Here is a 23,045-nt window from a genome sequence, read left to right as displayed (position 1 = left end):
CCATTATTATTATCAGATATTGTGTTTTCTGAAATTAAACAATTTGAATAAACAATTTGAAGTATTATTTAAGTAGATACCTGCATTGTTAGAACCTATTATTGTGAATCCTTCTATCACAGCATTAGTAGCATTAGAATTTAGAGTAAAACACGGTTGAGATGGATTAGCAGCCTGAACAGTAACGTTACCATTAGTTTTAACAGTTAAGTCTGTTTTATCTAAAATAACGTTTTCGTTGTAGGTTCCTTCATTCACAATTATGGTATCACCAGGAGCTGCGTTATTTACAGCATCTTGTATTGTTTGGTTGGAATAAACGTACCAATTTGTGGAGTTTGTTGAACTGTTATTTGTTACGTTATCTGCAGCTGCTACAGGGCCCATGCAAAACGAAAAAGCAAATAATAGACCAATTAAAGGCAGCATATAAGTTATAATTTTATGGTTTCTTGCCAATTTAATCATCATCCTTTAACAGCCGGTATTATCATACCATATTAATAAATTTTACTAAATTTAACAAATAGAAAATTTTAAATAACAAAAAAGAAGTTTCCAACTGTTTCAGCGCCTAAAAACCATTAATAACTAATTATTTTCCGCCAGAATGAGTTCCATTTAGTATTAACAAGATTTAAAGACTTGTAAAACTATGCACAACGATCCACAATAATCTATTTAATTTATAAATTATTAATATGACGCTATTATGAAAATAGAAGAAATATTTATATAAAAAATTTTATTTTTTTAAAAAATGAAGATGTTTGTATAAGGTTCAACTCTAATTTTTTTCATTCAAACGCTTTTCAACACGTTTCTGAATCTCTTCATCTTCAACGAAAACCTTTATCAATGGTGCAAACTCTTTATAATCTTCCATTTCTCGTTTCATCTCTTCAAACTCCTCCATAGCTGTTTCATATTTTTTCAGTTCTTCAGTTTTAACATCCTTAACCTCCGCACCATCCAGGGAAAGATAGGGTAAAACTTTCAAATACTCTTTTTTTAGTTCTTTGGGATCTGCAAACCAGTAGGCTCTCTCAGTTGCAGATATGGTATGACCTACAAGGTAATTTGCAAGCTCATGATTATGGGTTTTGTTAATAATTGTTGACATAAAATATTTTCGCATCCCATGACTCCTCCAGACTCTATATGAACCATCTTCATGTTTAAATCCTGATCTTTTCCCACAACCTTGATATAATCCTGTAATTGCTGCAGCCGTTATTTGTTCTCCCATAAATGGACCCTTATTCACAACAAATAATGAATCACTAATTCCTTTAGGATGTATTCGTTTATCACGATGGTTACAACGTTCACGGAGATAAACAATAATTGCTTTTGTGGCTTCTGGAGGTATGAATGTATGATAACAATAATTAACTTTCTGCCGAGTAATTTCAAGAGTTATAACTGTGTCTTTAATAAGCTCTTCCTCATGTTTAAATAATTCATTTAAACTGTTTATTTCCTGTTTTATTGCATTTCCTGCAGATTTTATAAACTTTTTAATTGTCAAGTTTCTAATTTCATTTTGGCTCATACCAGATAATGCCATAGTATATATTATTGCAGTGTCTCTTGTGCTTGAAACATCTATTAATTGTTTAATCTCTTTTTTAGTGATTAATCTGCCATAATTTTTTTCAAGTCCAATATCTCCTCCAGGAAGATTGATTTTTGGAGGGAGTATATCATTTGAATTATAAAATGAAAGTATGGCTGAAATGTATAAATTCATTGTATTTTTGGATTTGCCTAAATTTTTAAGATGTTCTTTGAATTGTAAAATATATCCTTGGTATTTCCTTTTTTTGAGTCTTATATTTGATTCCTCTTCCACGTCAGCCTCATTGAATAGTTCTGTAATTGTCTTTTTTAAGAGAGTACTGTACAGTTCTAATGAGTGTTTATACATTATTTGGGTTGTTTCACTATAATTTTCCTTTATAAACCAGTTTTTGAGTAATATTTTATCTTTTTCATCCATGGACTTACCGCCCCTTTTTTAAATGTTAGAGGCACATATATATAACCAGAGTCAGAGAGCATTTGAGAATTTTATATATACGTGCGAGTAACTAATAACAATTATATATGCACAATAAGGGATAATGGAGGTTAATTTATGAAAGCTGTTGGAATAAACGGATACGGTACCATAGGTAAAAGAGTTGCAGATGCAGTTGCTGCCCAGGATGACATGAAACTTGCAGGGGTCACCAAGCGTACACCTGACTTCGAGTCAAAGATGGCTGTTGAAAAAGGTTACCCCCTTTACATTAGCGTTCCTGAAAGGGAAGAACTGTTTGAAGAGGCGGGTATCAAAATAAGCGGTACAATCGAAGATTTCTACGATAAAGTGGATGTTATAGTTGACGCCACCCCTGAAGGTATCGGTGCAAAGAACATGGAAATCTACAAAAAACTTGGAATAAAATCCACATTCCAGGGCGGGGAAAAACACGACCAGATAGGTAAATCATTCAACTCATTCGCCAACTTCAAGGATTCAATTGGAGCAGACTACGTCAGGGTAGTGTCCTGCAACACCACAGGCCTTTGTAGAACCCTGAAACCAATAAACGACCTTGCAGGAATAAAAAAAGTCAGAGCAGTTATGGTGAGACGTGGAGCAGACCCGGCACAGGTCAAAAAAGGTCCAATAAATGCAATAGTTCCTAACCCGCCAACTGTGCCATCACACCACGGCCCAGACGTGCAAACTGTTATGAACGGCCTCAACATAACAACCATGGCATTACTTGTTCCAACAACACTTATGCACCAGCACAACCTCATGGTTGAACTTGAAAATTCGGTAAGTGCCGACGATGTGATTGACAAGTTAGAAAATACCCCGAGGGTTATTCTTGTAGAAGCTTCAAAGGGTTTAGGTTCAACAGCTCAGATAATGGAGTATGCAAAAGACCTTGGAAGGCCAAGAAGCGACCTATTCGAAATAGCAGTGTGGAAAGAGTCAATAAATGTTGTAGACGGGGAACTCTACTACATGCAGGCAGTTCATCAGGAATCGGATGTTGTACCTGAAAACGTGGATGCAATAAGGGCAATGCTGGAAATTGAAGAGGATCCGGCCAAATCCATTGCAAAAACAAATAAAGCCATGGGAATAAAAGGATAATATCCTTTGATCTTCCCTAAAATCCTATTTTTTTTATAAATCACTAATCTCACTGTATTATACAACTGCATGGATAAACTGTTAATCACGTAACCTTAAGTTATCTATATCAGTAATCCTACTAAATTTTTCATTAACAATTCGAAACATTTAATGCATTGATCTAGCAAACGAATTGTTAGATCAAATCAGGGTTAATCATCAGGTATAAAAAATGAACTATCACCTTAACGAGCACAAAACTGGATATTCTAATTTGTTGATAGCAATTTTTCTAACCATTTTAACTGTTGTAACTCGAGTACCCTTTGTAAGTAAATATCTATTTGAGTGGGATTCTGTAAACTTTGCACTGTCATTTAATAAATATGACATTGCAATGCAGCAGCCACAGTCTCCAGGATACATACTCTATGTATATCTTGGAAAAGTCGTAAATAGTATATTTCACGACCCTAACACCACAATGGTGTTTATAAGTATAATTTTCAGTATTTTAACTGTTTTGCTTGTGTACTTTCTTGCAAAACAGATGTTATCACAAAAAATAGCCATTATCAGCACTTTACTTCTAATTTTTAGCCCAATATTCTGGTTTTACGGTGAAATTGCCACTATATATCCTGTAGAATCTTTTTTAGCCGTGTTGATAGTTTACACATCTTACCAGATCTTGAGGGGTAAAACTAGATTCATCTACATCTCAGCACTGACCCTAGGTATTGCAGGAGGATTCAGACAGGAGCTCATAATCTTCATGCTGCCTTTATGGCTCTACTGCCTTCACCATCACTTTAAAGATATTAGAAGGTTATCTACATCTTTTATCATTTTTATCGTTTCAATAATGCTATGGGCCGTACCCACAGTTCTTTTTGCAGGTGGTTTAAAATCTTATATGGTATCTTCTGGACATTTCGCCGCGTCCTTCAAAACAACTTCTGCGTTCTTTGGAGCAGCCCCCACAACCCATATCTTAATGGATACTGCTCTCCTTTCATGGTTAATACTTGGAGTTGGGTTTGTTACAGCCATAATTCTTGTATTTTTCCTCTTAAAAAAATGGAAAACAATTCTAAACTTTGAAATGGTTAAAAATCCTATCTTCATGATTTTATTACTCTGGATCTTGCCGGAACTCCTTTTCCAGATTTTCATCCCACTTTCAAAACCGGGATACATTCTGACGTATCTGCCTGCCCTACTGATTATTGCAGGATATGCCTTCAATTTCCTTTCTTCAGATTTGAGTCGAAAGTTCAGTGTTTCTCCAAAATCCATTTTGGGTTGCCTGTTAATTATCACCATCATTTTAAACGGTGTATACTTCCTTTATCCTTACCATTTCAACAGTGAAGAAACTTGGGAAACCCCTGTAAGTCAGATGAATGAATCGCAGAAGATTGAACTGGGAATTGATATGTTAGCAATGTACAACTACGAAAAGATATATAAAAACGACAAAAATACAGAGATGCATATCCAAACCATTTTAGAACTGTCTAATTCAGATCCAGGAAGTACCATGGTAGTTGTAAGAGACATTACCCGTGAAGATCAGGGCTTCAGCTGGAGAAAATCCAGTTATTATCTGCCTGCTTCCGATAATTATTATTTCTTGGATTATGAGAATTCTCAGTTTAAAAGTGCCAAGATGACCTCAAATGTCTCGGTATTCTACGAAAAAAACGATCAAATTTCTGGTTTTGAAAATGAAACAGTTGTAATTCCAGTTAACTCATCTATAAAAAGGATTGTATGGATAATGAGTGACAAATCCGAGTTTTTCAAGGAAGTACAATCTAAAATAGGTTTAAAAGTCATAAATCTTCCAAACGGACTTAAAATCTACTATTCAGATATTAACGGCACAGATATGAATGTTAAAATCAACAACTTCATATTCAAAACATCCCAAACATAACAAATAAAGTTTCAAAGTATTTACATTTCAAATGCAATTTAAGGCAGTACTTGAATCATTTTCTTTATTGGATTTATTTGAACTTGAGCACCTGGAAAATATTAAAAGATGAAATGATTTAGTGCTTATCTCATTTTGTATTTTGAGTATTTTTGTCACCATCAAATTTTTTTAATTTGAATGTTAAATGAATCAGATATCCTCTACTTATTCTCATTAAAATTCCCAATAGTGTAAGGATTTAATATAAAAAAGAAATAGATCAAAATAAAGTAAAAATATTGTAAAATAAGTTAGATAAAGAATTGAAAATAAGTAAATAGGTATTGTAAAATTACGAATTATCAACATTTAACTTGCTGAAACATTTACAAAGGTGAAACATATGGAATGTCATGACTATGGACTCACAAGAAATACTGAAAGGAAGAATCTTAACCTAAACCCTCTCCAAAGAGGAGGTGTGCTCACCACTGAAGCTAGAAAAGCTCTTTATGAGTTTTCAGATGGTTACAGCGTCTGTGACTACTGCGCAGGCCGCCTGGATGAAATATCAAAACCCCCGATACATGGTTTTCTGGATGATCTGGCCCAGTTCATAAACACGGACCATGCAAGGACAGTTCACGGAGCTCGTGAAGGCAAATTTGCAGTTATGCACGCTCTTTGTAAGCCTGGAGATACCATAGTCGTTGATGGGAACGCACATTACACAACCCACGTTGCTGCAGAGCGCTGCGACCTTAACATGGTTGAAGTTCCAAACAGCGGACATCCTGACTACCGAATAGATCCTGAAGGCTACAAGAAGGTTCTCGATGATCTTGCAGACCAAGGAGAAGATGTCAGCTTAGTACTTTTAACCCACGTGGACGGTAACTATGGAAATTTAACAGATGCTCAGGCAGTTGCAAAATGTGCCCATAACACCGGTGTTCCACTACTTTTAAACTGCGCATACTCCATGGGCAGAATGCCTATAGATGCTAAGGCTCTCAACGCTGATTTTGTGGTTGGAAGTGGACACAAAAGTATGGCAGCTTCAGGTCCAATTGGAGTACTGGGTTTGAAGGATGAATGGGCAGATATTGTGCTTAGAAAGTCAGGGATGCACGCTGTAAAGGAGCTTGAGATGTTAGGATGCACGAGCCGTGGTGCACCAGTTGCAACCTTAATGGCCTCACTTCCATTTGTGGCTGAACGTGTTAAACACTGGGACGAAGAAGTTCAAAAAACAAGACAATTCGTTGATAAAATGGAAAAAATTGAAGGTGTTGAGCAGATTGGTGTAAAACCAAAAGAACACGACCTTGTCAGGTTTGAAACCCCTGTTTTTGATAAAATAGCTGAAAAACACCCACGTCGAGGATTCTTCCTCTACGAAGAACTTAAAAAGAGGCATATTGTGGGTATAAAGCGTGGTCAAACAAAATGGTTCAAATGCAGTGTATACGGTTTCACCGAAGAACAGAGGGATTATATTGCTGATTCTTTTGTTGAAATTGTGGATAAATATGGAGAATTAATTTAAGAACATTAAATAAGTTTATAAATCCAAAATAAATGCATTTATAAACTTTTTTACAAAAAATAAACTATTACGTTTACTATTTTTTAGATTTTACTATTTTTTAATTCTCTATTCCCCGTTAATAGCTTAAAACCGAATTTTATAAAAATTTCTCATTTAAAATTTTATTTTATGCAATGGGATACAAGTTAAAGATAAATAGTATTACTTTTAATATAAATATTATTAAAATAATTTCCAATGAGAATTTTAACCGACTCAAGAGGTGTTTAAATGGGACTATTTGATAGGTTTAAAAAAAGCGAAAATGATGAATTAATGCTATTTAAATCAAATTTTGAGAAATTTGAAGAAAATACAGAGATGATTAAAGAAAATACGGAAACCTCTGAATATTTCAAACCTACTAACCACAAAAAAGCCGATAAATGGTACATTAAAGGAATTGATTTTGGAGTACTTGGAAAGTACCATGAAGCGATAGCCTGTTACGATAAGGTTCTGGAAATAGACCCGGATCATTCTTCTGCATTGAATAACATGGGGATTGCCTTTGGAAAAATTGGAAAACATCAAGAAGAATTGTTATGCTACGCAGAAGCCATAAGAATAAATTCAGAAGACCATGAAACATGGTACAACATGGGACTTGCCTTTCTAGAAATTAAAACTCCCCATAACGCATTTAAATGTTTTGAAAAATCTCTAGAAATATATCCTGACTTTGAACATGCTAGAACAGCCCTAAAAATCACACTGAAACAGTTGGAGAGTGAAATTTAGATTTAAAATGAGACTTTCAACTTAACTAAATAAACTTTTCAGAATAGACACTCAATAACAAAGGTTTTAACCCTTGTTTTTTAGCTTAATCGCCAGCCTTGACCTTTCAAGTGCTATACCCAACTGCAGACCTATTGAGCTGAGATTTTCAAGACTTATTTTATTGTAGGTCTTTATCTGATGACTGGCCATATTCAAAAGCCCAATTATCTTTTTTCCACTTTTTATAGGCAGTATTAAAAGTGTTTTTATATCGCTTGCCCTGATTACCGGTTCAAGTGAATCATATTCTGCTGATTCTGATGTAATGTAAACCAGGTTCTTTTTTTCAAGTGTTTTACTGAAAAGTTCATTGAACATGCCAGCCATGCACATTTTTTTGAGATTTTCGGGAAGGTTCTTGTGCACCCTTAATGCAAGCTCTTCTTTATCATCATTAAGATATACGCAACCCATTTCAAACCCCAATGAGTTTATGGTGGAAGTTACCGCATTTTCAAGCATTTCATCCTCGGCTGTGGTAGAATTGATGACTCCAGAAACTTTATTCATGGCTATTAATGTGTTAACAAATTCTTCTTTCTCATTTCTCAGCCTCTGCATTTTAAAGTAACCTGAAAGTTCATCTGCTGCCATTTCCACGTTCTCGATACTGACGGAGCTGACATGTTTAGACGTGGTTAAAAGGAGTATGGCCCCCATTGCAGAATCTTCATCTATAATTGGGACAGAAACCATCATAGCAATTGAATTGTCTCCCAGTTCAGATTTAACTGTTTCAAGATAATAATCACCATCGCCTGCAGTTTCTGTTTCAAGTGCATTCATACTTTTTTCTGCAAATCCCTTAATGAATGAAGGTAGGATATCATTTCTTAATAGATCCTTCGTATGATAAGCAGAGCGTATCATTTTACCATCCTTCAAAATTATTGCACAGTGTTTGCATGAAATTAAATCATTAATTCCTTTTACTGCATCTTTCATAAGCTGTTTCTCATTCTGGGCCGAACCTGCAGCCCTAGCTATGAATAATAGCGTTTCCAGCTCGCGTTTGTTGCGCCGGGATTGGGAAAGTTCTTCCCCTATAATGGCAGTACCTACAGTATCATTACCCTTGTCTACAATGGACTGTAATGATAGTTTATACGGTCTGTATACACCATTTTTTTCCATTAAATCTATTTCAATAGTTACCGTGTTGTTACTTAAAGAGTGAAGTGCATTTTCAAGCATAATTACCTGTTCACGTCTCACCATCTCATGCAGATTTCTTTTCCCCGGGAAAAATGTGTCAAAGGTGTCGTTGGTGGCCACCACATCCATGTAGGTGTTGATTGTGAACACTATTGTGTCAGGGCTGTCAATTGATTTTCTAAGACTTAACTCCCTGGACATCAAAGTATGCAGTTTTGATGCCACCGTTACAAGTTCACTTGCATTTTCCTGCACATCCCGCATGGAAGATTCACTTATAACCTCTTCTATTTTTGACTTTGGGCTCAAAAACCATAATTTACTGCGACCCACAAATTTATAGTCCAGTACTCCTTTTACATTCAATATTTCCAGATATTTAAGCACTGTAGCTCTGCTCCTGCTTGTACCTCTGGTTATCTTGTCCAGCATACAATCTTCAGGCGCATGAGACCTGATATACGATACAATCAGTCTTTCTGTGTTGGATAACTCTTCCATATTTTCCATACTCCACTTTTTATACTGTATAGTATAACCCATCTACCCATATAAATATTGCGCACCAAAGATTGTGAACTTAGTTTTTTAGAAAATAATCCATATATGAATAGATATTTTCCCATGATCATGACAAACTTTATATAGTAATAGTTATACTATACAGTATAGTTATACTATAAAGTATAAATTGAGTGAGTTGTAATTTCCGGGAGGAATCAAACATGAACTACGAAAAAATAGTAAAGGAATTAGATGAATTGTTAAAACTAAAAGGAAGTCCTGTGGCCGTGAAACTCATAAAAAACGCAGATGAATTACCTGCAGGTTACAGTAAGATGCCAGAAAAGAAAAGACATTGCGAATTCGTTCAAAATGCAAGACTCAAAGGAGATGAGGGTTACGCAACTTCCAAAGAACATCTTTGTAAAGGCGGAGCCGGCGTGATGGGAATAGGAACACTGCCTGAAAGCGTTGCAAACGGCAGCATGTACCATAAACTGGGAAACTTCAAAACTGCTGAAGGTGCCCTTGAAACTGTTAACGACATACCAAAATCTAGTAAAGAGCACTATGCTTCCATTTATTCACCTTTAGAATCTGCAAAATTTGAACCAGATGTGGTTGTTCTTGTTCTTACACCAAAGCAGGCTTTGAGGATCACACAGGCATCCCTGCACCTCAAGGGAGGTAGGGTTTCAAGTGATTATTCTGGATTACAATCTGTGTGTGCCGATGCTGTTGTTGCAGTAAAAGAACGTGGCGTGGCCAACATGACCCTAGGATGCAATGGTTCCCGTAAAAATGCTGGCATAGCAGATGGTGAAGTTATCATGGGAATACCACCAGAAAATCTTGAAGAGATAGTAGATGCACTCAGGACATTTAAGGAAAAATGGGGATAGTATGAAGGTAGTTAAAGCCCATGGTATCAAAGCCCCTAACTCAGCAATACTGGCAGAAAACATTATAAAAAATAGTGAAGATGACGAATTCATACTAATGTTAAGCAAAGGATCAGATAATGGCCTTGAACGTGTTGCAAAGAAGTATGGGTTTACATTCGAAGTGGAGAACTCCGAAAAGGAGGTTGTGGTTAGATTGACAAAAGCAGAAGTTAAAGAATTGGATGTTACTGGAGAGACTTGTCCCGGACCCATTATGCTGGTAGGAGATAAACTCAGATCCATGGTCATTGGAGAACGTTTAAAAGTTGCAAGTAAAAGCAGTGAAGCTGTTGAGGATATTGCAGTTGCAATACCTGGTATGGGAGGTAAAGTCCTAGATCAGGGCACAGAAAATGGTAAAGATTACGTGGTAATAGAACGGATTGAAAAGAAACCCACTTCAACTGCAGCAGTTGATAGGGACAAAGTGCTGGTTGTACAGAGCAACGGCACAGGCAATGCAGAGCGGGCTTATGCTACATTTATATTTGCAAAGGCTGCCTTAAGCATGGGTAAAGAAGTGACAATATTCCTTTTAATGGATGGGGTAAGCATAGCCAGAAGAGGTAATGCAAAAACAGTAAAACACCCTTCTTTTGATAGGTTAGACCAAGTTATGGCAGAAACCATCCAAAAAGGTGCTCAGATGTACGTATGTGAGCTCAGTGCGAATTTCAGAGGTATAAAACAGACAGACCTTGTGGAAGGTGCCAAACTTGCAGGAGCTGCCACATACATCACTCTCTTAAGCGACCCCAGCTATGCAGTTGTAAACTTTTAAGATGAAACAAGTAAAAATAGTTTAAAATAGAAAAAATAGGTGAAAAAGATGGAAATCATATATCAAGTAATGATACTGGCAATACTCTTCAGTGGTTTAACCAGCGGATTTATAACCTTCAGAATGCTGGGCATGCGCCTGGCACCACACTTTGTTGTGATGATCCTTGCATTTATTGCCACCCTTGCAGGTATTGTAATGGGTAACTGGGTTGTTTATGCGGCGGCAATACTTCAGGTTCTTGCAGCTCTCACAGGATTTACACAGACCTGGACAACCTTGAAGTACAACTTCCAGACATCCCCCGCATATGCCCCTCATCTGGCTCTCATGGCTATGCTACCTGTACTTGCCATTGCGTCGGTACTTTAAATTTATCTTTTTTTATACTTTATTTTTAATTTTCGCCATCATTATAGATCCAATTAATTTGTATCTAACTATCCTTTCCAATTAACAACTCTCTTTTTTAACAACAGGAAATTGTATCTCTGTCATAAGTTCGATTTCAGGGAATTCCATTGGACTGTTAAGGTATATCTCCACTGGTGCACCCACCACCTCATAACCTTCCTTCATAACATGGTCCATCAAAGCCGCGTACGTTGGTCCTACCTCATGGTAAGGTCCCCTATGTACTACTGATAAAACCGTTTGATCTGGGATTTTTTTTACTTTCACCTTACCTTCGGGCTTTACCTCACCTATAAATGGTATTCCTACCTCATATTTCATTTGTTCAGGTGGTGTTTCTGATGGAACAGAGTAATATATTCCGTAGGGTGGTCCTGTAATTTGAAGGCCTTCAGACATTACCCATCCTACAACTTCACCCATTAAATCACTTAACTCCTCAATAGACCCTACGTGGAAAATATAGGCAACTTGCTTCTTTCTAACGTCTTTAAGCTCGATTTCCACATTTCAACCTCCTAAATAAAAAAAATTTGCTTTGGTTTTATAGTATTAATTTTGGTTATTTAATTATAATTAATTTTTTAATCAGATGTCTATCTTTCAATTTCATCTCGTTATCATGGATTGGTATATATCTTTAATTTATTTGATCACCAGAGTTTCTAGATCACTTATTAAATTAGAAGTAGCATGGATAATTTGACTAGAAATCTGTAGATCTATAAAAAGGATAAACGAATCTTTTAAGAAACATTAAAAAAATAAAAGGTAGTTTAAAGAAAACTTATATAAAAAAATCTTAACTCATTTTAATTACTGGTAAACGTACTTCAGTGAGCAATTCACTTTCTGAAACTAAACTTGGATCGTTGAGATAGACTTCAGTGACAGGTCCCACAATATCATAGCCATTTTTAACGGCATACTCAACTATACCCTGAATAACAGGCCCTACCTGAGTATAAGGTCCCTTGTGCACTGCTGCCAGGACTGTATGTTCTGGTATTTCCTTAACTCCTAATTTACCTTCCTGCTGGGCATCACCATTAAATGAAAATCCTATCTCGTACTGCAGCTGTTCCTCTGGCACATCTTCAGGGCTGTTGAAGTAAGTCCCATAGACAGTACCTGTCATTTCAAGGCCTTTCTCCATTACTAACTGCCCTACTTCCTGCATATACTCAGGAATCCTATCGTAACTACCAGTATACGGTACATAAGCTACCTTCATTTCGTCGATCCTTTTTTCCTTCACTTCCATAACGATTCCTCCACAGTTACTAAGTTCTCTATTGCTATTAATTATTGTTGTTAGTAAGAAACTCAATGATTTGATTGGAATTTAAATTTAAAGGTTTTTTAAGAAAAACAGAAATAGTTTCAAAACTAATAAAGATTAATGTAAAAAAGAGGTTAAAAAAGTTATTTAAACTATTTCATGTAATACAAGGTGGTTGATGTGTCCTAAGAATTATAGTACTGTCTGCAGAGTTTTTCAGGGCTACACTGAATGGTTCTGCTCCAATCACAATGGTTTTTTTCCCGTGCTCCTTGGCAATGTTTACCAGGGGGAAAAATTCAGTATTTCGCGTCATAAGGGCAACTATATCAACATTAGGATTGTGAATGAGTTCAAAAGCTTCTATTGCCATATGAACATCCGTTTCCCCAGCCACGATCATGGGTGAGAATCCCTCATTAGATACTGCTTCTATGAGTTTATTTGAAGCGTACTGATTCAGGAAAACCTTCGCAACTTTTATATTACCGTATTGCTCTATTATTTTTCTTACTACATCAAGATTAGAGTTAAATTCTTTTCGGAGCATGTTAGGCCCATCTACCAATAAACCAACATTTTTAACATGCGAACTTTCTTTAATAAGTGAGATGTAATCCTTAAATACAGCTAATTTCTCCATTTTTTTTGTCTCCAAAGGGGATTATATTCAATACATTAAATTTATTCTAACGTCTTGATGTGCTTTATAACTAATAATCAATAAGTATCTATGCCTAAATTACACCCAAATCTAATCTTAATCTAACCCTTATATACCTAAATTACACCCAAATTTGGTCTTAATCTAACCCCTTTTTTTTGTACATAAATCCCTTGATCTATACTTTAAATTTTTAACATGAAAGATTTATCTTTTATGAAGTATATATAATAATATGAAATTTACGATTTTGATGATTCCAAACCAGAGATGGTGGTTAAATGAAAAAAATTTCAATCGTTGGCGTGGGTATTCTTGTTTTAGTAGTTCTTGTTTCTGGATGTACCAACTACAACAACACTACATCTAATCAGACTTCCGGTTTGACGCTGCAAGTTATTTCTAATAATTCATGGAATGGTACCCTTGCTGATAGTAATGGAACTCAGAATATAAGTGGAAATGGAAACGCTACGTATAATCTAGGACAAACTCCAGGTGCTGTTACAGTTTCTTTACAGAATAATGGCAATGGAAATTTAACCGTAGAACTGGTTACAAAAAATGGAAACATTGCTGGATCTGAAAGCACATCTGCATATCGTGGAATCGTTACGTTAAAGCCTAATTCTTAACTCAAGCCTAATTCTTAACTCAATTTTCAATATATTTTTTTATAAGAACTATAAAATTATTAAAATCATAAAATAATAGTGATTTTAGTTGGTTTTCCAAAATTACGATCCTTAAATCTTTTTTATAATTTTAATTGAGATTGTTATAGTTTTTACTGTGAGATTTATGTCCACTTTCAATGTCCAGCTATTAAATAAAATTAATCTTTTTTTAAACAGGTTATACAAACAGTTTCTAAAATTGGATGATAAAGTTTGCAATAAATTTATATCATATCACGATATAATCATATAACGATATAAATTCAGGTTTGTGATCGCATGAACAAACAGGTAAAAGAAGCTGTTGAATACTGGAATCTTTTAAACAAAACCATACACTTAAAACATCATGAAACTGCCCGAAAATATGATCTAACCTTGGAACAGTTCCATTTACTGATAGAACTGAATGATCTGGAATTAATGGGTTTAAATAAGGGCTCGGCACCCACCATAGGTGATATGGCGGCCGAAATTGGTAACGCACCCCATACATTATCAGAAAGAATAAAAAGGCTTGAAAAGAAGGGTTTTGTGGATAAAATCAAGGATAAAGATGACTTAAGGATAAACAGAGTTAAACTCACAGTTAAAGGCCAAGAACTTGTTAAAAACATAAGAACAGAATCCAAAGACATCTTCTTTTACAGTGCACTGGAAAAAATGGATAAGAAATCCCTGGATTGTCTTGTAGAATGTTTTAAAGAGATACTTCATGAGTTATCTTGATAGTTAACTTTTCAAATATTAAAAAATCACAAATGCTAATTAAATAGAGGCAGAAAATGGTAGATACTTTTAGAAGTGACATTGCAAAACAATCATTCAATAATCGTTTCAAAATATTGATAATCGTTCTGACTGCCATGTTCATGGCGGTTCTTAACACAAACATAGTAAACGTTGCTCTTCCAACCATAACCAGTTTTTACAACGTTCCTGTTGGACTTTCCCAGTGGGTGATCACAGGTTATCAGGTTACAGCCACTGTAACGCCTTTAATATTTGCCAAACTATCAGATTATACTGGAAAATCCCGGCTTTTCATAATCGGCTTTTCTGTGTTTACAGTAAGTTCCCTTGCCTGCGGACTTTCAACATCCCTAACAGAACTCATAATATTCAGAATTGTGCAGGCTCTGGGAGGATCCATGGTTTTAAGCATCAACCTGGCAATTCTCATGCAAATTTTCCCATCCTATGAGAGAGGAAGGGTTATGGGATACTTTACCGCCATAATAGGCTTTGGAATGTTAATGGGACCAACAATCGGAGGTTTCATAATTGACACCATGGGATGGGCTTACATTTTCTTTGTGAACCTGCCAATCGGCATCGCCCTTCTCATACCTGCCTTCAAATACCTGAAAATAGAGGAGTATGAAAACAAAGCAAGATATGAGGATTATCTCGGTGCTATACTCTTTATTATTTCCATTACAACTTTCTTCATGGTTTTAAATGAAATTTCCAATGCACCTCTTAACCTGTCTTCGGTTGCATTTTACTCTGCTGTATGTGCATTGACATTTTTAGCCTTTATATTACGGGAAATAAGAATTCAAAAACCGTTTCTTGATATTTCCATCTTCAAAATTTGGAGTTTCACCCTGCCAAATATCAGTCTCCTTCTTTACTTCACCTCCACATTCATCCTAGTACTTATACAGCCATTCTACTTCGAGGGCGTTATGAACTTTTCTCCAGCAAAGGTTGGACTTGTTGCCTCTGTAATGCCCCTGGCTATGATGATAAGCTCACCTGTAAGTGGGAGGATTTATGACAGTCTGAAACTCAAAAAAAATGTATGGATTGTGGGAAATTATGCCATGATTGGAGTTGCAGTTATGGGCATTGCATACATTGTCTGCGGCTATGCATTCACCAAAGCCAACTTTATTCTGTTACTTACAACCTTTGTAGTTGCAGGACTCTGCCGTTCCATATTTCAAGGCCCTAACAATCTGGACATCATGGGGGCACTTCCACCTGAAAGGAGTGCCCTTGCATCGAGTATAACCGTTACCACACAGAGCTTTGGACTGGCTCTGGGTACTGCAATGGGAACTCTCCTTCTTTCTGTATTCTTATTTGCAACAGGATACTCTGGAAACGTAGCGCAGGCGGGTGCCGGTATTCTTGAGGGAATATGTGGAAACATAATGTACATAAGCGGTATTTTATGTTTTGTAGGGGCTGTTTTATCGTATAAAAAAATAAAATAAAGAAATTTTCGATATCCACTTTACTTAAAAACATTATTTTGAAAACCAGTTGCCAAAATAAGCCCCTAATATTCCCAGAACAAATCCTGCACCACCTATAGAAGTCCCAAAGAAAACAGACCCCATGTGTTCCAGTTGCTGAACCCCGCTGGTGTGCCCTGTAATAAAAATCCTGCTACCAACATGGCCAGACTTGATGTGATTCCACTCACACCCCCATTTATGATGTATTTACCCTTTCCTTTAGTAGTACATGAAGCTGTGAACCCTGATATGACGTTTGAAGTTAAAATTCCAGGTCCTGAGAACCCTAAAAATGCTGCGGCCACAGAAAAGACCATTCCCCCTATCGTTCCAAGGAGGATAGCCGATGCATCGTATTCAACCATGTACTGTAATATATTGTTTAAAACAGAAGACATTTTTGATAGATAAAGATTTAAAATGTAAGATCGAGTAATATTAGAACCCATTTCTTTCTTTATATCTGTCAAATTGATTCTGCAGTAACTTTCTGCTCCTTTCTTGCCCATGTCCTGGTATGAAAAGTTGAGAACCTGTTTTTAGAAGTTTATCCCAGCTATCAACCATCACCTTTATATCATCGGCAAATGGAGGAAATACAGACCCTCCGAAAACTCCAAACATGGCATCACCCACAATGGCTATTTCATCATCAACTATAACACTTATAGATCCCGGAGAATGACCTGGAGTATAGATGATGTACGCATTAATTCCCAGGGGATTTAGATCATATTTTTCATCCACCATAATATCACAGGCAACAGATTCATAGTTGTAATTCAACTGCATTCTCTTTCCCAAGTTCATGATGAATCTGGTGATGAAATTGGTGCCCGCAGGTAGTGGAGTATTTCCACGTCCTAAATATTCTGCCTCACTTTTGTGGGTAATTATTTTAGGGTTGTATTTTTCTTTTATTTTTGCAGCATTTTCAACGTGGTCAAAGTGGGTGTGGGTCAGTACCAGTGCCGATAACCTGTCCCCTTCAAGTATGCAGTCGAGTTTTTCTTCAAGGTTTTTCCACGAGTTTATTCTGCCTGTATCAACAAGAACATGGATGTTTCCTTTTGAAATTAAAAAAGAGTTGCTTCTACCTTCTAAAACCTGAGAAATCGTGTGGTTGCCATGGGTAATCCATTTTTTCATTTTAAATTCACCTGATGAACATAATATTAGTTCTAATTATCAAAACTAAGAAAGATCCACTTAATCTATTTTCTTTTTATTTTAGCTGAGATCTTAACTATTTTTATCAAGAAAATAAAACCCTCAAACTTCATTTCTTACTCATCTGTATTGAAATAACTTGAGCATCAGATCCTATAATTTAGCTAGAAGCATTATATCTGCGCAAAAAGATGAATAAACGACTTATTATCGATGCCAGTGAGAACAATGCGAGTAGTATTATTAAAAGTTGTCTTAAGACCTGTTCAGGAAATAAAAGTGACAAAAGGATCGTTAACATAAGAAAAGCCCCTAAATATTTACCTACAGGATCATAAACCGGTGTTTTAAGGCCAGATGTGACAACAAAAAGTGCGAACATCATGGTGATGAGTACAAGAATCAAAGGGTCGTACCAGCCAATGATAATATAAGCCAGAAAACATACAACTATCAAAATGAAATCAGCTGTTACGTCCAGATATGCCCCTATATTCGAAGTTGAATCGGTTCTTCTGGCAATATAACCATCCAACAAATCTGTAGCACATGCAAAAACAAATACCATTAAGGAAAATAGATATAGTTCACTTAAAATCGTGTAAAAAAATATGGGAGCTGCTATTAACCTAAGGGAAGTTATCCCCGATGGAATGAATGATTTATTAAACATTTCTTTCTCCAAAAAAGTGTGATTCCGCTTATTTTCAACTTCATCACACTTCAAAGTTTTTATTTTCATCCTTTTTGTATTCACAGATCATGAGCCCATGCCCTTATTTCATCCCAATCCCTGTAATCATGGCGTTTACTGGTATCTATTCCCTGCTTTTCTAATTCTTTTTTAATAAACTTCATTGTGACTTTGTACATTAAGCCTTGTTTGATTTCAGGGTCATATACACTACCAAAAAGTCCCATAGCCACAGGTTCATTGATAAGATTTTCCTGAGCCACTTTTTTCAGGTAGTTTTTCCGTGCTTCATCTTTCTTGTCCTCTTCGTTGGCAGCGCCGCAGGTGACAAAAAGGGCTACATTCCTTTCTGAAAGGGCTGACTTATTGTCCTTGAGAAATTTAAGCGACCCTTTGGTCCATTTACCGATTTTAATCCCGCTTCCCACAACCACCAGATCGTATAGAGAAACATCAAAATCTTTAAGACCTTTGGAATCCACTAGATCTACCTCAGCTCCATCATTTTTCATAACACAACCTATTTCTTCTGCAATTTCTGCGGCTGTACCATATCTAGTTCCATATACTATTAAAGCTTTCATTTTAATTACTCCTCATTCATTAAATTTTCAGTGCTTTTAAAAGCATTATTGAACACTTAAATCTGTTAATATTTTTTTTATTTCGAATTAAAACTTTATTATGATTTTTATCCAAGTTTATAAGTTTTAGCTTCTTTATATAAATTTTCAGATAATTTTTCAAGTTTACTCATTATTTCAAATAAATTCTTGACTTCAGTATCACCCAGGGATTCGAAGAGTGCAGACACCGATTTAACATCGTCTTCATTTCTTTTCTCCCAGTATCTTTGACACTCCTCAGTGAATTTCAACCTTAATATGCGTTTGTTGCTTTTATCCCGCTCTATTTTTAAGAATCCCCTTGCCTCCAACCTGGTGGCGAGCTGTTTAACATTTTGATGTGTGGTGCTCATTGCATCGGCCACTTCCTGCATAGAAGGGTCATGTTCGAAGGCGTTTCCTATTACAACCATCATCAGCCACTGTTTGGTCGTTATTTTGTCCTTGGCAAATTCTTTGTTTATTATGTAGCCCCAACGCTGCTGTATCAAAAACAGGACCACCAACATATATTTCTCCATTTCAAGTCTTTCAACACTGTACTCCGCTTTGAGTTCCTCTGAATCTTTCATTGTATTATCAACCTGAATTTAATTTAATTTGAAGACTTTAAAATCATTTGTACTTCCATTAATATTTTTATAGAAGGCTGTTGCAATTAGAATTCCTGCAACGGTCACCACTCCAAATAATAGGACTTGTACCACTGCAACGCTCACACCATTCCGTACCATGAAAAGTATCATGGAAAGTATGGCTGTCCCCAGTAGGGATACCTTTACAAGGAGTATTGAAATGATGGCATAACCCCATTGCTTACCTTTTAAGATTAGCAAACCTGCAATAAATGCAGCAGGAACAAGCACTCCAAGATCCAAAGCTTGAATCACCAGGGTTGTGTAACTTTCAAGCGCAGCAGGGGCAGTACCTGTTAAAAGTGACTCAATTATCATACTAAGCCACATCAGTGCAAGTAACAAACCCATGATAATTGAAAATACTCCGGCAATTTTAATGGTAACTCCTGGAGACACACTTTTTTTGATGGTTTTAACATCCATGGACAGCAGCCCATAGATAAAAGCGTATAGGGATATGGAGAATAATGCCACGTAGACCAGGAAAAGCTGGTTGTAAGACGTCAGAAATGACATGGAGGCATAGGAATAAAGGAAGTAAAACATGGTTCCCATCCAGATCAAATAACCCCGGAGGGAACCTCTGGAGATGAGGTATAGAGATCCCAGGAGTATGGGAACAGCTACTATCAACGTTATCAGATCCTGACCCATCATCTGAGCCACACCAGAGACCGTATCATGCATGTACAGCCCTTTCCAGAATAAGCCCGATGTAGTTGCAAACACTGCCAGAAGAGCAACAGCAATTGAATTTATATAAATTAGTTTTTTGTCCATTTTTCTCAACTCAATAGGTAATATATTACATGTTAATTTAGGTAATATATTACCTAATATATAAAGTTTTACTCAGAATAAATCACCTTACGTGAAATTTTTTACACTTGAAGTGTACGTCTAAACCCTATAAAAATGGATTTTTGATATGAAAAATAGAATTTACTAAAAATAAAAAATGATATAAACAATTATTTTTCTTTTATTACCAGTGTATGGGCTGCACGGTCTCCCAACCTTTGATTCTTATCACTTGAATCTATCAAAATGATTCCCACTATGTAAAAGAATAAACCATCTATTATCCTCAGGATGTTCCTTACAAAACTTTGAGTGTAACCCATTACGTCCACATCTTCCTCTTTTACAACCTTAATATGAATAAACCTTTTTCCAATGGTCTGACCGCCACCTAAACGTCCTTCCAAAAGGATGAAGTACCCGAAAAAGATTATAACATTAATTAAATAAGTAAAATCAGAAATGGTTTCATCAAATTGAAGCCCGCCCAAGACAATTATTAAACCTATTGCTACACCAAAACAGATAGCATATGTTATTAACAAGTCCAACAAGAAAGCAGCTACCCTATTACCTAAACTCGCTAATTCCGGTTTAAAATCAAGTTCTGCCCCACAATTTTGACAGAATTTAGCATTTTGTATATTAATTTCCCCACATTCACCACATAACATTTTGACACCATTTTAAGATTAAGAGAAAGGTAATATAAATCTTTCTTTTTATGCGCTAAATAATACCGTATCAATTTTAAAATATAAAAGAAAAAATTGGATATTTAATGAGTAAAAATAGTAAAGCTGTGAAATTATCTTTTCACCACAGGAAACTGAACCTCTGTTAAAAGTTCGCTTTCTGGAACCTCATCTGGACTGTTCAAATAGATCTCTTCCACGGGTCCAGCTATTTGAAGGTTATTTTTAGCTGCGTACTCAAATAAACTCCCGTAAACAGATGCTGCTTCACCATATGGCCCTTTAAATACTGTTGATACAGCTTCATGTTCTGGAACTTTTTTTATCTTGATGTCACCTTCAGGCTCTGCTTCACCAAGGAACGCTGCTCCAACTTCCCATTCCAGTTCTTCAGGAGGTACTTCATGGGGGCTGTTGAAGTATGCTCCGTAAACTGGTATCTGGATCTGCATGTTTTTCCTCATCAAAAACTCAACAACTTTTCCCAGAAGTTCCGGGATCTTCTCATAGCTGCCTTTATAACATATAAAGGCTACTTGGTGTTCTTTTACAGTTTTTAATTCTATTTTCATGTTTGATACCTCAAAAAATTATTCAAAAAATGGGTAGCACGTTGTGGGGGCAATCGTGCTGTTTTCTAGTTTGACTTTAAGGGAGATATGCTTTTTGGGAGCGCGTGGGAAGTAAAAATATATTAAATTCATCCAACATTTGACAAAGTTTATTCCTACAGATATTTATTTTCAACCTCAAACTACTCCCCAACATTTCCACAAAGCCTTAAAGATTGCCTCAAACTTGTAAACATCATTGTTCATGGTATTGTTTATTCTGATACATTATCAAGCAAATCTTTAAATAATACCATAATATATTACGATATTGTGATACTATGACTGATGGTTACCTTATCTGTAAAAAGTGTGGGGGATACTACGAACTCCAACCAGGAGAATCCCCTGAAGACTTTGATAGCTGCCAATGTGGAGGGAAACTTGAATATTATGCCCTCCAAAATCATGAAAAGGATCCCAACACAGCCAAAAATCTTCCTGAAGTACATGAAGTAAAATCAGTACCCCAATCAGCACACACAGATAACAGCACCATCCTGAAAATCGTGGCTTTGGCCGTAATACTGTACTTACTTTTAAATTTTTTTCCTGCTGTTATAGGCCTGTTCTATTTAGGACTTTATAGAAGTTCGGCAGATGGTTCTGGCAACTCATTATTTGTTTTAATGGGCATATTGTTGGCCATAAGTTTTTTAATTGTAATAATTCTTATTGGTTATTATCTAATCAAACTGTTATTTAAGAAATGAATTTTAATTTACTTTGAAATGGAAAATTCATTTCCTCATTAAAGATTAAGTTAAATCTAGGATCTAAACCGAACGATTGAATCATTACCCTAACCCTGAATCATTGCCTTAAATCAAACCATTCCCCAATCTTTCCAGTCACAACCTCAAAGGTTGCCTCAATATTGTAAATATCGTTGTGGAGTGCGTCATCTATCTGAATAACAGACAAACCATCGGATTTTAATTCCTTGCAGCTGGCCATTATGTCTGGCATGTCGCGTGAGCCGTAAACTATGAGTGTGTGATCTATGAGTTTGCGGTCATCTTCAGGTTTCCATATGGGAAGGCCAGAAAACACATCAAAAATAAGATCTGGAGAATCTGCTTTCACCCTGTAATCCCTTTTCCATTTAAGAGCATTTTGAGTTTCACTGCTGTAAATACTGCCGAGGGCCGGCGAGATTCCGACTGCATAATCTGCACTGCTTACAAGTGCAAGACGCCCTCCTAAAGAATGTCCTATTGCTGCAACCTTTCCAAACTGTCTACAATATGATATGGCAACTTCAAGGTCCGTAAGAATATTCCTATCCAAAGAGTTCGGATTTTCTCCATGGCCCCTGATGTCAATTGCACACGTTGTAATGCCCTTTAAAGCCACGCGCCATGCCAGTCCCAGCTGTTCTTCCTTGGAACCGCCGTAGCCATGGACAATCACTGCAGCACCCTTTGATTTGGAAGGTGTAAACTGGATGCAAGGTAATTTGAATTCCTCACCCTCTATCAGATCTCTTTTAATATCCATCTAATCACCCCACTCTATTTTCTCTCAAGTTGTGTAAAATTAAACTATCATTACTAGCTTTTGAATATAAAACTTTTTATCTTCAAACCATTTAAAATAATTCAAGCTTTAACCAAAACAAGAATTTTAGGATTATCAAAAAGTTACATAAAAAAAATAAAAAAAAGAATCATCAAAATATAAATCTGTGTTATATAATAAGT

At 36.1% G+C, this 23,045-nt stretch carries 26 protein-coding genes; 11 read left to right on the top strand and 15 right to left on the bottom strand.

The genetic code is table 11. The annotated features are described in order from the left end of the window. Positions 1 to 12: 12 nt before the first annotated feature. Together MSWAN_RS01360 and MSWAN_RS01355 are read right to left on the bottom strand one after the other, a co-directional pair. Complete coding sequence (locus MSWAN_RS01360; RefSeq protein WP_013824816.1) at positions 13 to 471, bottom strand: right-handed parallel beta-helix repeat-containing protein; 459 nt, start codon at positions 469 to 471, stop codon at positions 13 to 15. Positions 472 to 787: 316 nt separating this feature from the next. Beyond that, positions 788 to 2,002, bottom strand: coding sequence for a tyrosine-type recombinase/integrase (locus MSWAN_RS01355; protein WP_013824815.1), 1,215 nt, complete (start codon positions 2,000 to 2,002; stop codon positions 788 to 790). Between the two features lie 138 nt (positions 2,003 to 2,140). On the opposite strand from MSWAN_RS01355, the gene MSWAN_RS01350 reads away from it, so the two are divergent. From MSWAN_RS01350 to MSWAN_RS01335, 4 genes are all read left to right on the top strand, one after another. Then, positions 2,141 to 3,157 (top strand): phosphorylating glyceraldehyde-3-phosphate dehydrogenase, encoded by a 1,017-nt coding sequence (locus MSWAN_RS01350; RefSeq protein WP_013824814.1) that lies wholly within the window; start codon positions 2,141 to 2,143, stop codon positions 3,155 to 3,157. Between the two features lie 214 nt (positions 3,158 to 3,371). Then, positions 3,372 to 5,081 (top strand): glycosyltransferase family 39 protein, encoded by a 1,710-nt coding sequence (locus MSWAN_RS01345; protein ID WP_013824813.1) that lies wholly within the window; start codon positions 3,372 to 3,374, stop codon positions 5,079 to 5,081. A 385-nt stretch (positions 5,082 to 5,466) separates the two neighbouring features. Further along, positions 5,467 to 6,612 carry an O-phospho-L-seryl-tRNA:Cys-tRNA synthase gene (pscS, locus tag MSWAN_RS01340; protein WP_013824812.1) on the top strand — a complete coding sequence of 382 codons (1,146 nt, stop codon included), beginning with the start codon at positions 5,467 to 5,469 and terminating at the stop codon, positions 6,610 to 6,612. 273 nt (positions 6,613 to 6,885) lie between these two features. Continuing rightward, positions 6,886 to 7,395, top strand: a complete 510-nt coding sequence (locus MSWAN_RS01335) for a tetratricopeptide repeat protein (protein ID WP_013824811.1) — start codon at positions 6,886 to 6,888, stop codon at positions 7,393 to 7,395. Positions 7,396 to 7,461: 66 nt separating this feature from the next. Here the strand turns inward: MSWAN_RS01335 and MSWAN_RS01330 are convergent, their stop codons facing one another. Then, positions 7,462 to 9,093 carry a GAF domain-containing protein gene (locus tag MSWAN_RS01330; RefSeq protein ID WP_013824810.1) on the bottom strand — a complete coding sequence of 544 codons (1,632 nt, stop codon included), beginning with the start codon at positions 9,091 to 9,093 and terminating at the stop codon, positions 7,462 to 7,464. Positions 9,094 to 9,317: 224 nt separating this feature from the next. Here MSWAN_RS01330 and MSWAN_RS01325 point away from each other — a divergent pair, with 224 nt between their 5' ends. From MSWAN_RS01325 to MSWAN_RS01315, 3 genes are read left to right on the top strand one after another with little or no spacing between them, the layout of a single operon-like run. Then, the gene (locus MSWAN_RS01325; protein WP_013824809.1) at positions 9,318 to 9,998 is read left to right on the top strand and encodes a DUF169 domain-containing protein; all 681 of its coding nucleotides are present in this window, start codon (positions 9,318 to 9,320) and stop codon (positions 9,996 to 9,998) included. Between the two features lies 1 nt (position 9,999). Then, on the top strand, positions 10,000 to 10,821 hold the full coding sequence (locus MSWAN_RS01320) for a DsrE family protein (RefSeq protein ID WP_048187801.1): 822 nt from the start codon (positions 10,000 to 10,002) through the stop codon (positions 10,819 to 10,821). Between the two features lie 48 nt (positions 10,822 to 10,869). After that, a complete protein-coding gene (locus MSWAN_RS01315; RefSeq protein ID WP_013824807.1) occupies positions 10,870 to 11,193 on the top strand; it encodes a DUF5400 domain-containing protein in 324 nt (107 codons plus the stop codon). An 81-nt stretch (positions 11,194 to 11,274) separates the two neighbouring features. On the opposite strand, the gene MSWAN_RS01310 is transcribed toward MSWAN_RS01315, so the two are convergent. The 3 genes from MSWAN_RS01310 to MSWAN_RS01300 form a co-directional block, all read right to left on the bottom strand. Next, positions 11,275 to 11,742: a GyrI-like domain-containing protein gene (locus MSWAN_RS01310; protein ID WP_013824806.1), complete on the bottom strand. Its 468-nt coding sequence runs from the start codon at positions 11,740 to 11,742 to the stop codon at positions 11,275 to 11,277. A gap of 295 nt (positions 11,743 to 12,037) precedes the next feature. Continuing rightward, entirely contained in the window at positions 12,038 to 12,499 is a 462-nt protein-coding gene (locus MSWAN_RS01305; protein WP_013824805.1) for an AraC family transcriptional regulator, read from the bottom strand. Positions 12,500 to 12,674: 175 nt separating this feature from the next. After that, on the bottom strand, positions 12,675 to 13,160 hold the full coding sequence (locus tag MSWAN_RS01300) for a TIGR00288 family NYN domain-containing protein (RefSeq protein WP_013824804.1): 486 nt from the start codon (positions 13,158 to 13,160) through the stop codon (positions 12,675 to 12,677). Positions 13,161 to 13,462: 302 nt separating this feature from the next. Here MSWAN_RS01300 and MSWAN_RS01295 point away from each other — a divergent pair, with 302 nt between their 5' ends. From MSWAN_RS01295 to MSWAN_RS01285, 3 genes are all read left to right on the top strand, one after another. Continuing rightward, on the top strand, positions 13,463 to 13,816 hold the full coding sequence (locus MSWAN_RS01295; RefSeq protein WP_013824803.1) for a hypothetical protein: 354 nt from the start codon (positions 13,463 to 13,465) through the stop codon (positions 13,814 to 13,816). 321 nt (positions 13,817 to 14,137) lie between these two features. Next, positions 14,138 to 14,587, top strand: a complete 450-nt coding sequence (locus MSWAN_RS12155) for a MarR family winged helix-turn-helix transcriptional regulator (RefSeq protein ID WP_013824802.1) — start codon at positions 14,138 to 14,140, stop codon at positions 14,585 to 14,587. A 56-nt stretch (positions 14,588 to 14,643) separates the two neighbouring features. Beyond that, complete coding sequence (locus tag MSWAN_RS01285; protein ID WP_013824801.1) at positions 14,644 to 16,083, top strand: DHA2 family efflux MFS transporter permease subunit; 1,440 nt, start codon at positions 14,644 to 14,646, stop codon at positions 16,081 to 16,083. A gap of 95 nt (positions 16,084 to 16,178) precedes the next feature. Here the strand turns inward: MSWAN_RS01285 and MSWAN_RS01280 are convergent, their stop codons facing one another. The 8 genes from MSWAN_RS01280 to MSWAN_RS01245 form a co-directional block, all read right to left on the bottom strand. Continuing rightward, positions 16,179 to 16,577: a hypothetical protein gene (locus MSWAN_RS01280; protein WP_048187799.1), complete on the bottom strand. Its 399-nt coding sequence runs from the start codon at positions 16,575 to 16,577 to the stop codon at positions 16,179 to 16,181. Next, positions 16,546 to 17,256 (bottom strand): MBL fold metallo-hydrolase, encoded by a 711-nt coding sequence (locus MSWAN_RS01275; RefSeq protein WP_013824799.1) that lies wholly within the window; start codon positions 17,254 to 17,256, stop codon positions 16,546 to 16,548. The genes MSWAN_RS01280 and MSWAN_RS01275 overlap by 32 nt, the downstream gene beginning before the upstream one ends. A 181-nt stretch (positions 17,257 to 17,437) precedes the next feature. Beyond that, complete coding sequence (locus MSWAN_RS01270) at positions 17,438 to 17,950, bottom strand: CDP-alcohol phosphatidyltransferase family protein (RefSeq protein ID WP_013824798.1); 513 nt, start codon at positions 17,948 to 17,950, stop codon at positions 17,438 to 17,440. A gap of 80 nt (positions 17,951 to 18,030) precedes the next feature. Beyond that, complete coding sequence (locus MSWAN_RS01265) at positions 18,031 to 18,555, bottom strand: flavodoxin domain-containing protein (RefSeq protein WP_013824797.1); 525 nt, start codon at positions 18,553 to 18,555, stop codon at positions 18,031 to 18,033. A 107-nt stretch (positions 18,556 to 18,662) separates the two neighbouring features. After that, a complete protein-coding gene (locus MSWAN_RS01260) occupies positions 18,663 to 19,169 on the bottom strand; it encodes a MarR family winged helix-turn-helix transcriptional regulator (RefSeq protein WP_013824796.1) in 507 nt (168 codons plus the stop codon). Positions 19,170 to 19,187: 18 nt separating this feature from the next. Then, positions 19,188 to 20,015: a hypothetical protein gene (locus tag MSWAN_RS01255; RefSeq protein ID WP_013824795.1), complete on the bottom strand. Its 828-nt coding sequence runs from the start codon at positions 20,013 to 20,015 to the stop codon at positions 19,188 to 19,190. A 191-nt stretch (positions 20,016 to 20,206) separates the two neighbouring features. Continuing rightward, a complete protein-coding gene (locus tag MSWAN_RS01250) occupies positions 20,207 to 20,710 on the bottom strand; it encodes an RDD family protein (RefSeq protein WP_013824794.1) in 504 nt (167 codons plus the stop codon). Between the two features lie 134 nt (positions 20,711 to 20,844). Continuing rightward, positions 20,845 to 21,303: a GyrI-like domain-containing protein gene (locus tag MSWAN_RS01245; protein ID WP_013824793.1), complete on the bottom strand. Its 459-nt coding sequence runs from the start codon at positions 21,301 to 21,303 to the stop codon at positions 20,845 to 20,847. A gap of 320 nt (positions 21,304 to 21,623) precedes the next feature. On the opposite strand from MSWAN_RS01245, the gene MSWAN_RS12885 reads away from it, so the two are divergent. Then, entirely contained in the window at positions 21,624 to 22,055 is a 432-nt protein-coding gene (locus MSWAN_RS12885; protein WP_013824792.1) for a hypothetical protein, read from the top strand. Positions 22,056 to 22,155: 100 nt separating this feature from the next. Here MSWAN_RS12885 and MSWAN_RS01235 read toward each other — a convergent pair whose 3' ends face one another. Beyond that, positions 22,156 to 22,842 (bottom strand): alpha/beta hydrolase, encoded by a 687-nt coding sequence (locus tag MSWAN_RS01235; RefSeq protein WP_013824791.1) that lies wholly within the window; start codon positions 22,840 to 22,842, stop codon positions 22,156 to 22,158. Positions 22,843 to 23,045 lie beyond the last annotated feature (203 nt).

Source organism: Methanobacterium paludis (assembly GCF_000214725.1).
Classification (GTDB): Archaea; Methanobacteriota; Methanobacteria; order Methanobacteriales; family Methanobacteriaceae; genus Methanobacterium_C; species Methanobacterium_C paludis.
This window is presented reverse-complemented; position numbering and strand designations above follow the sequence as displayed.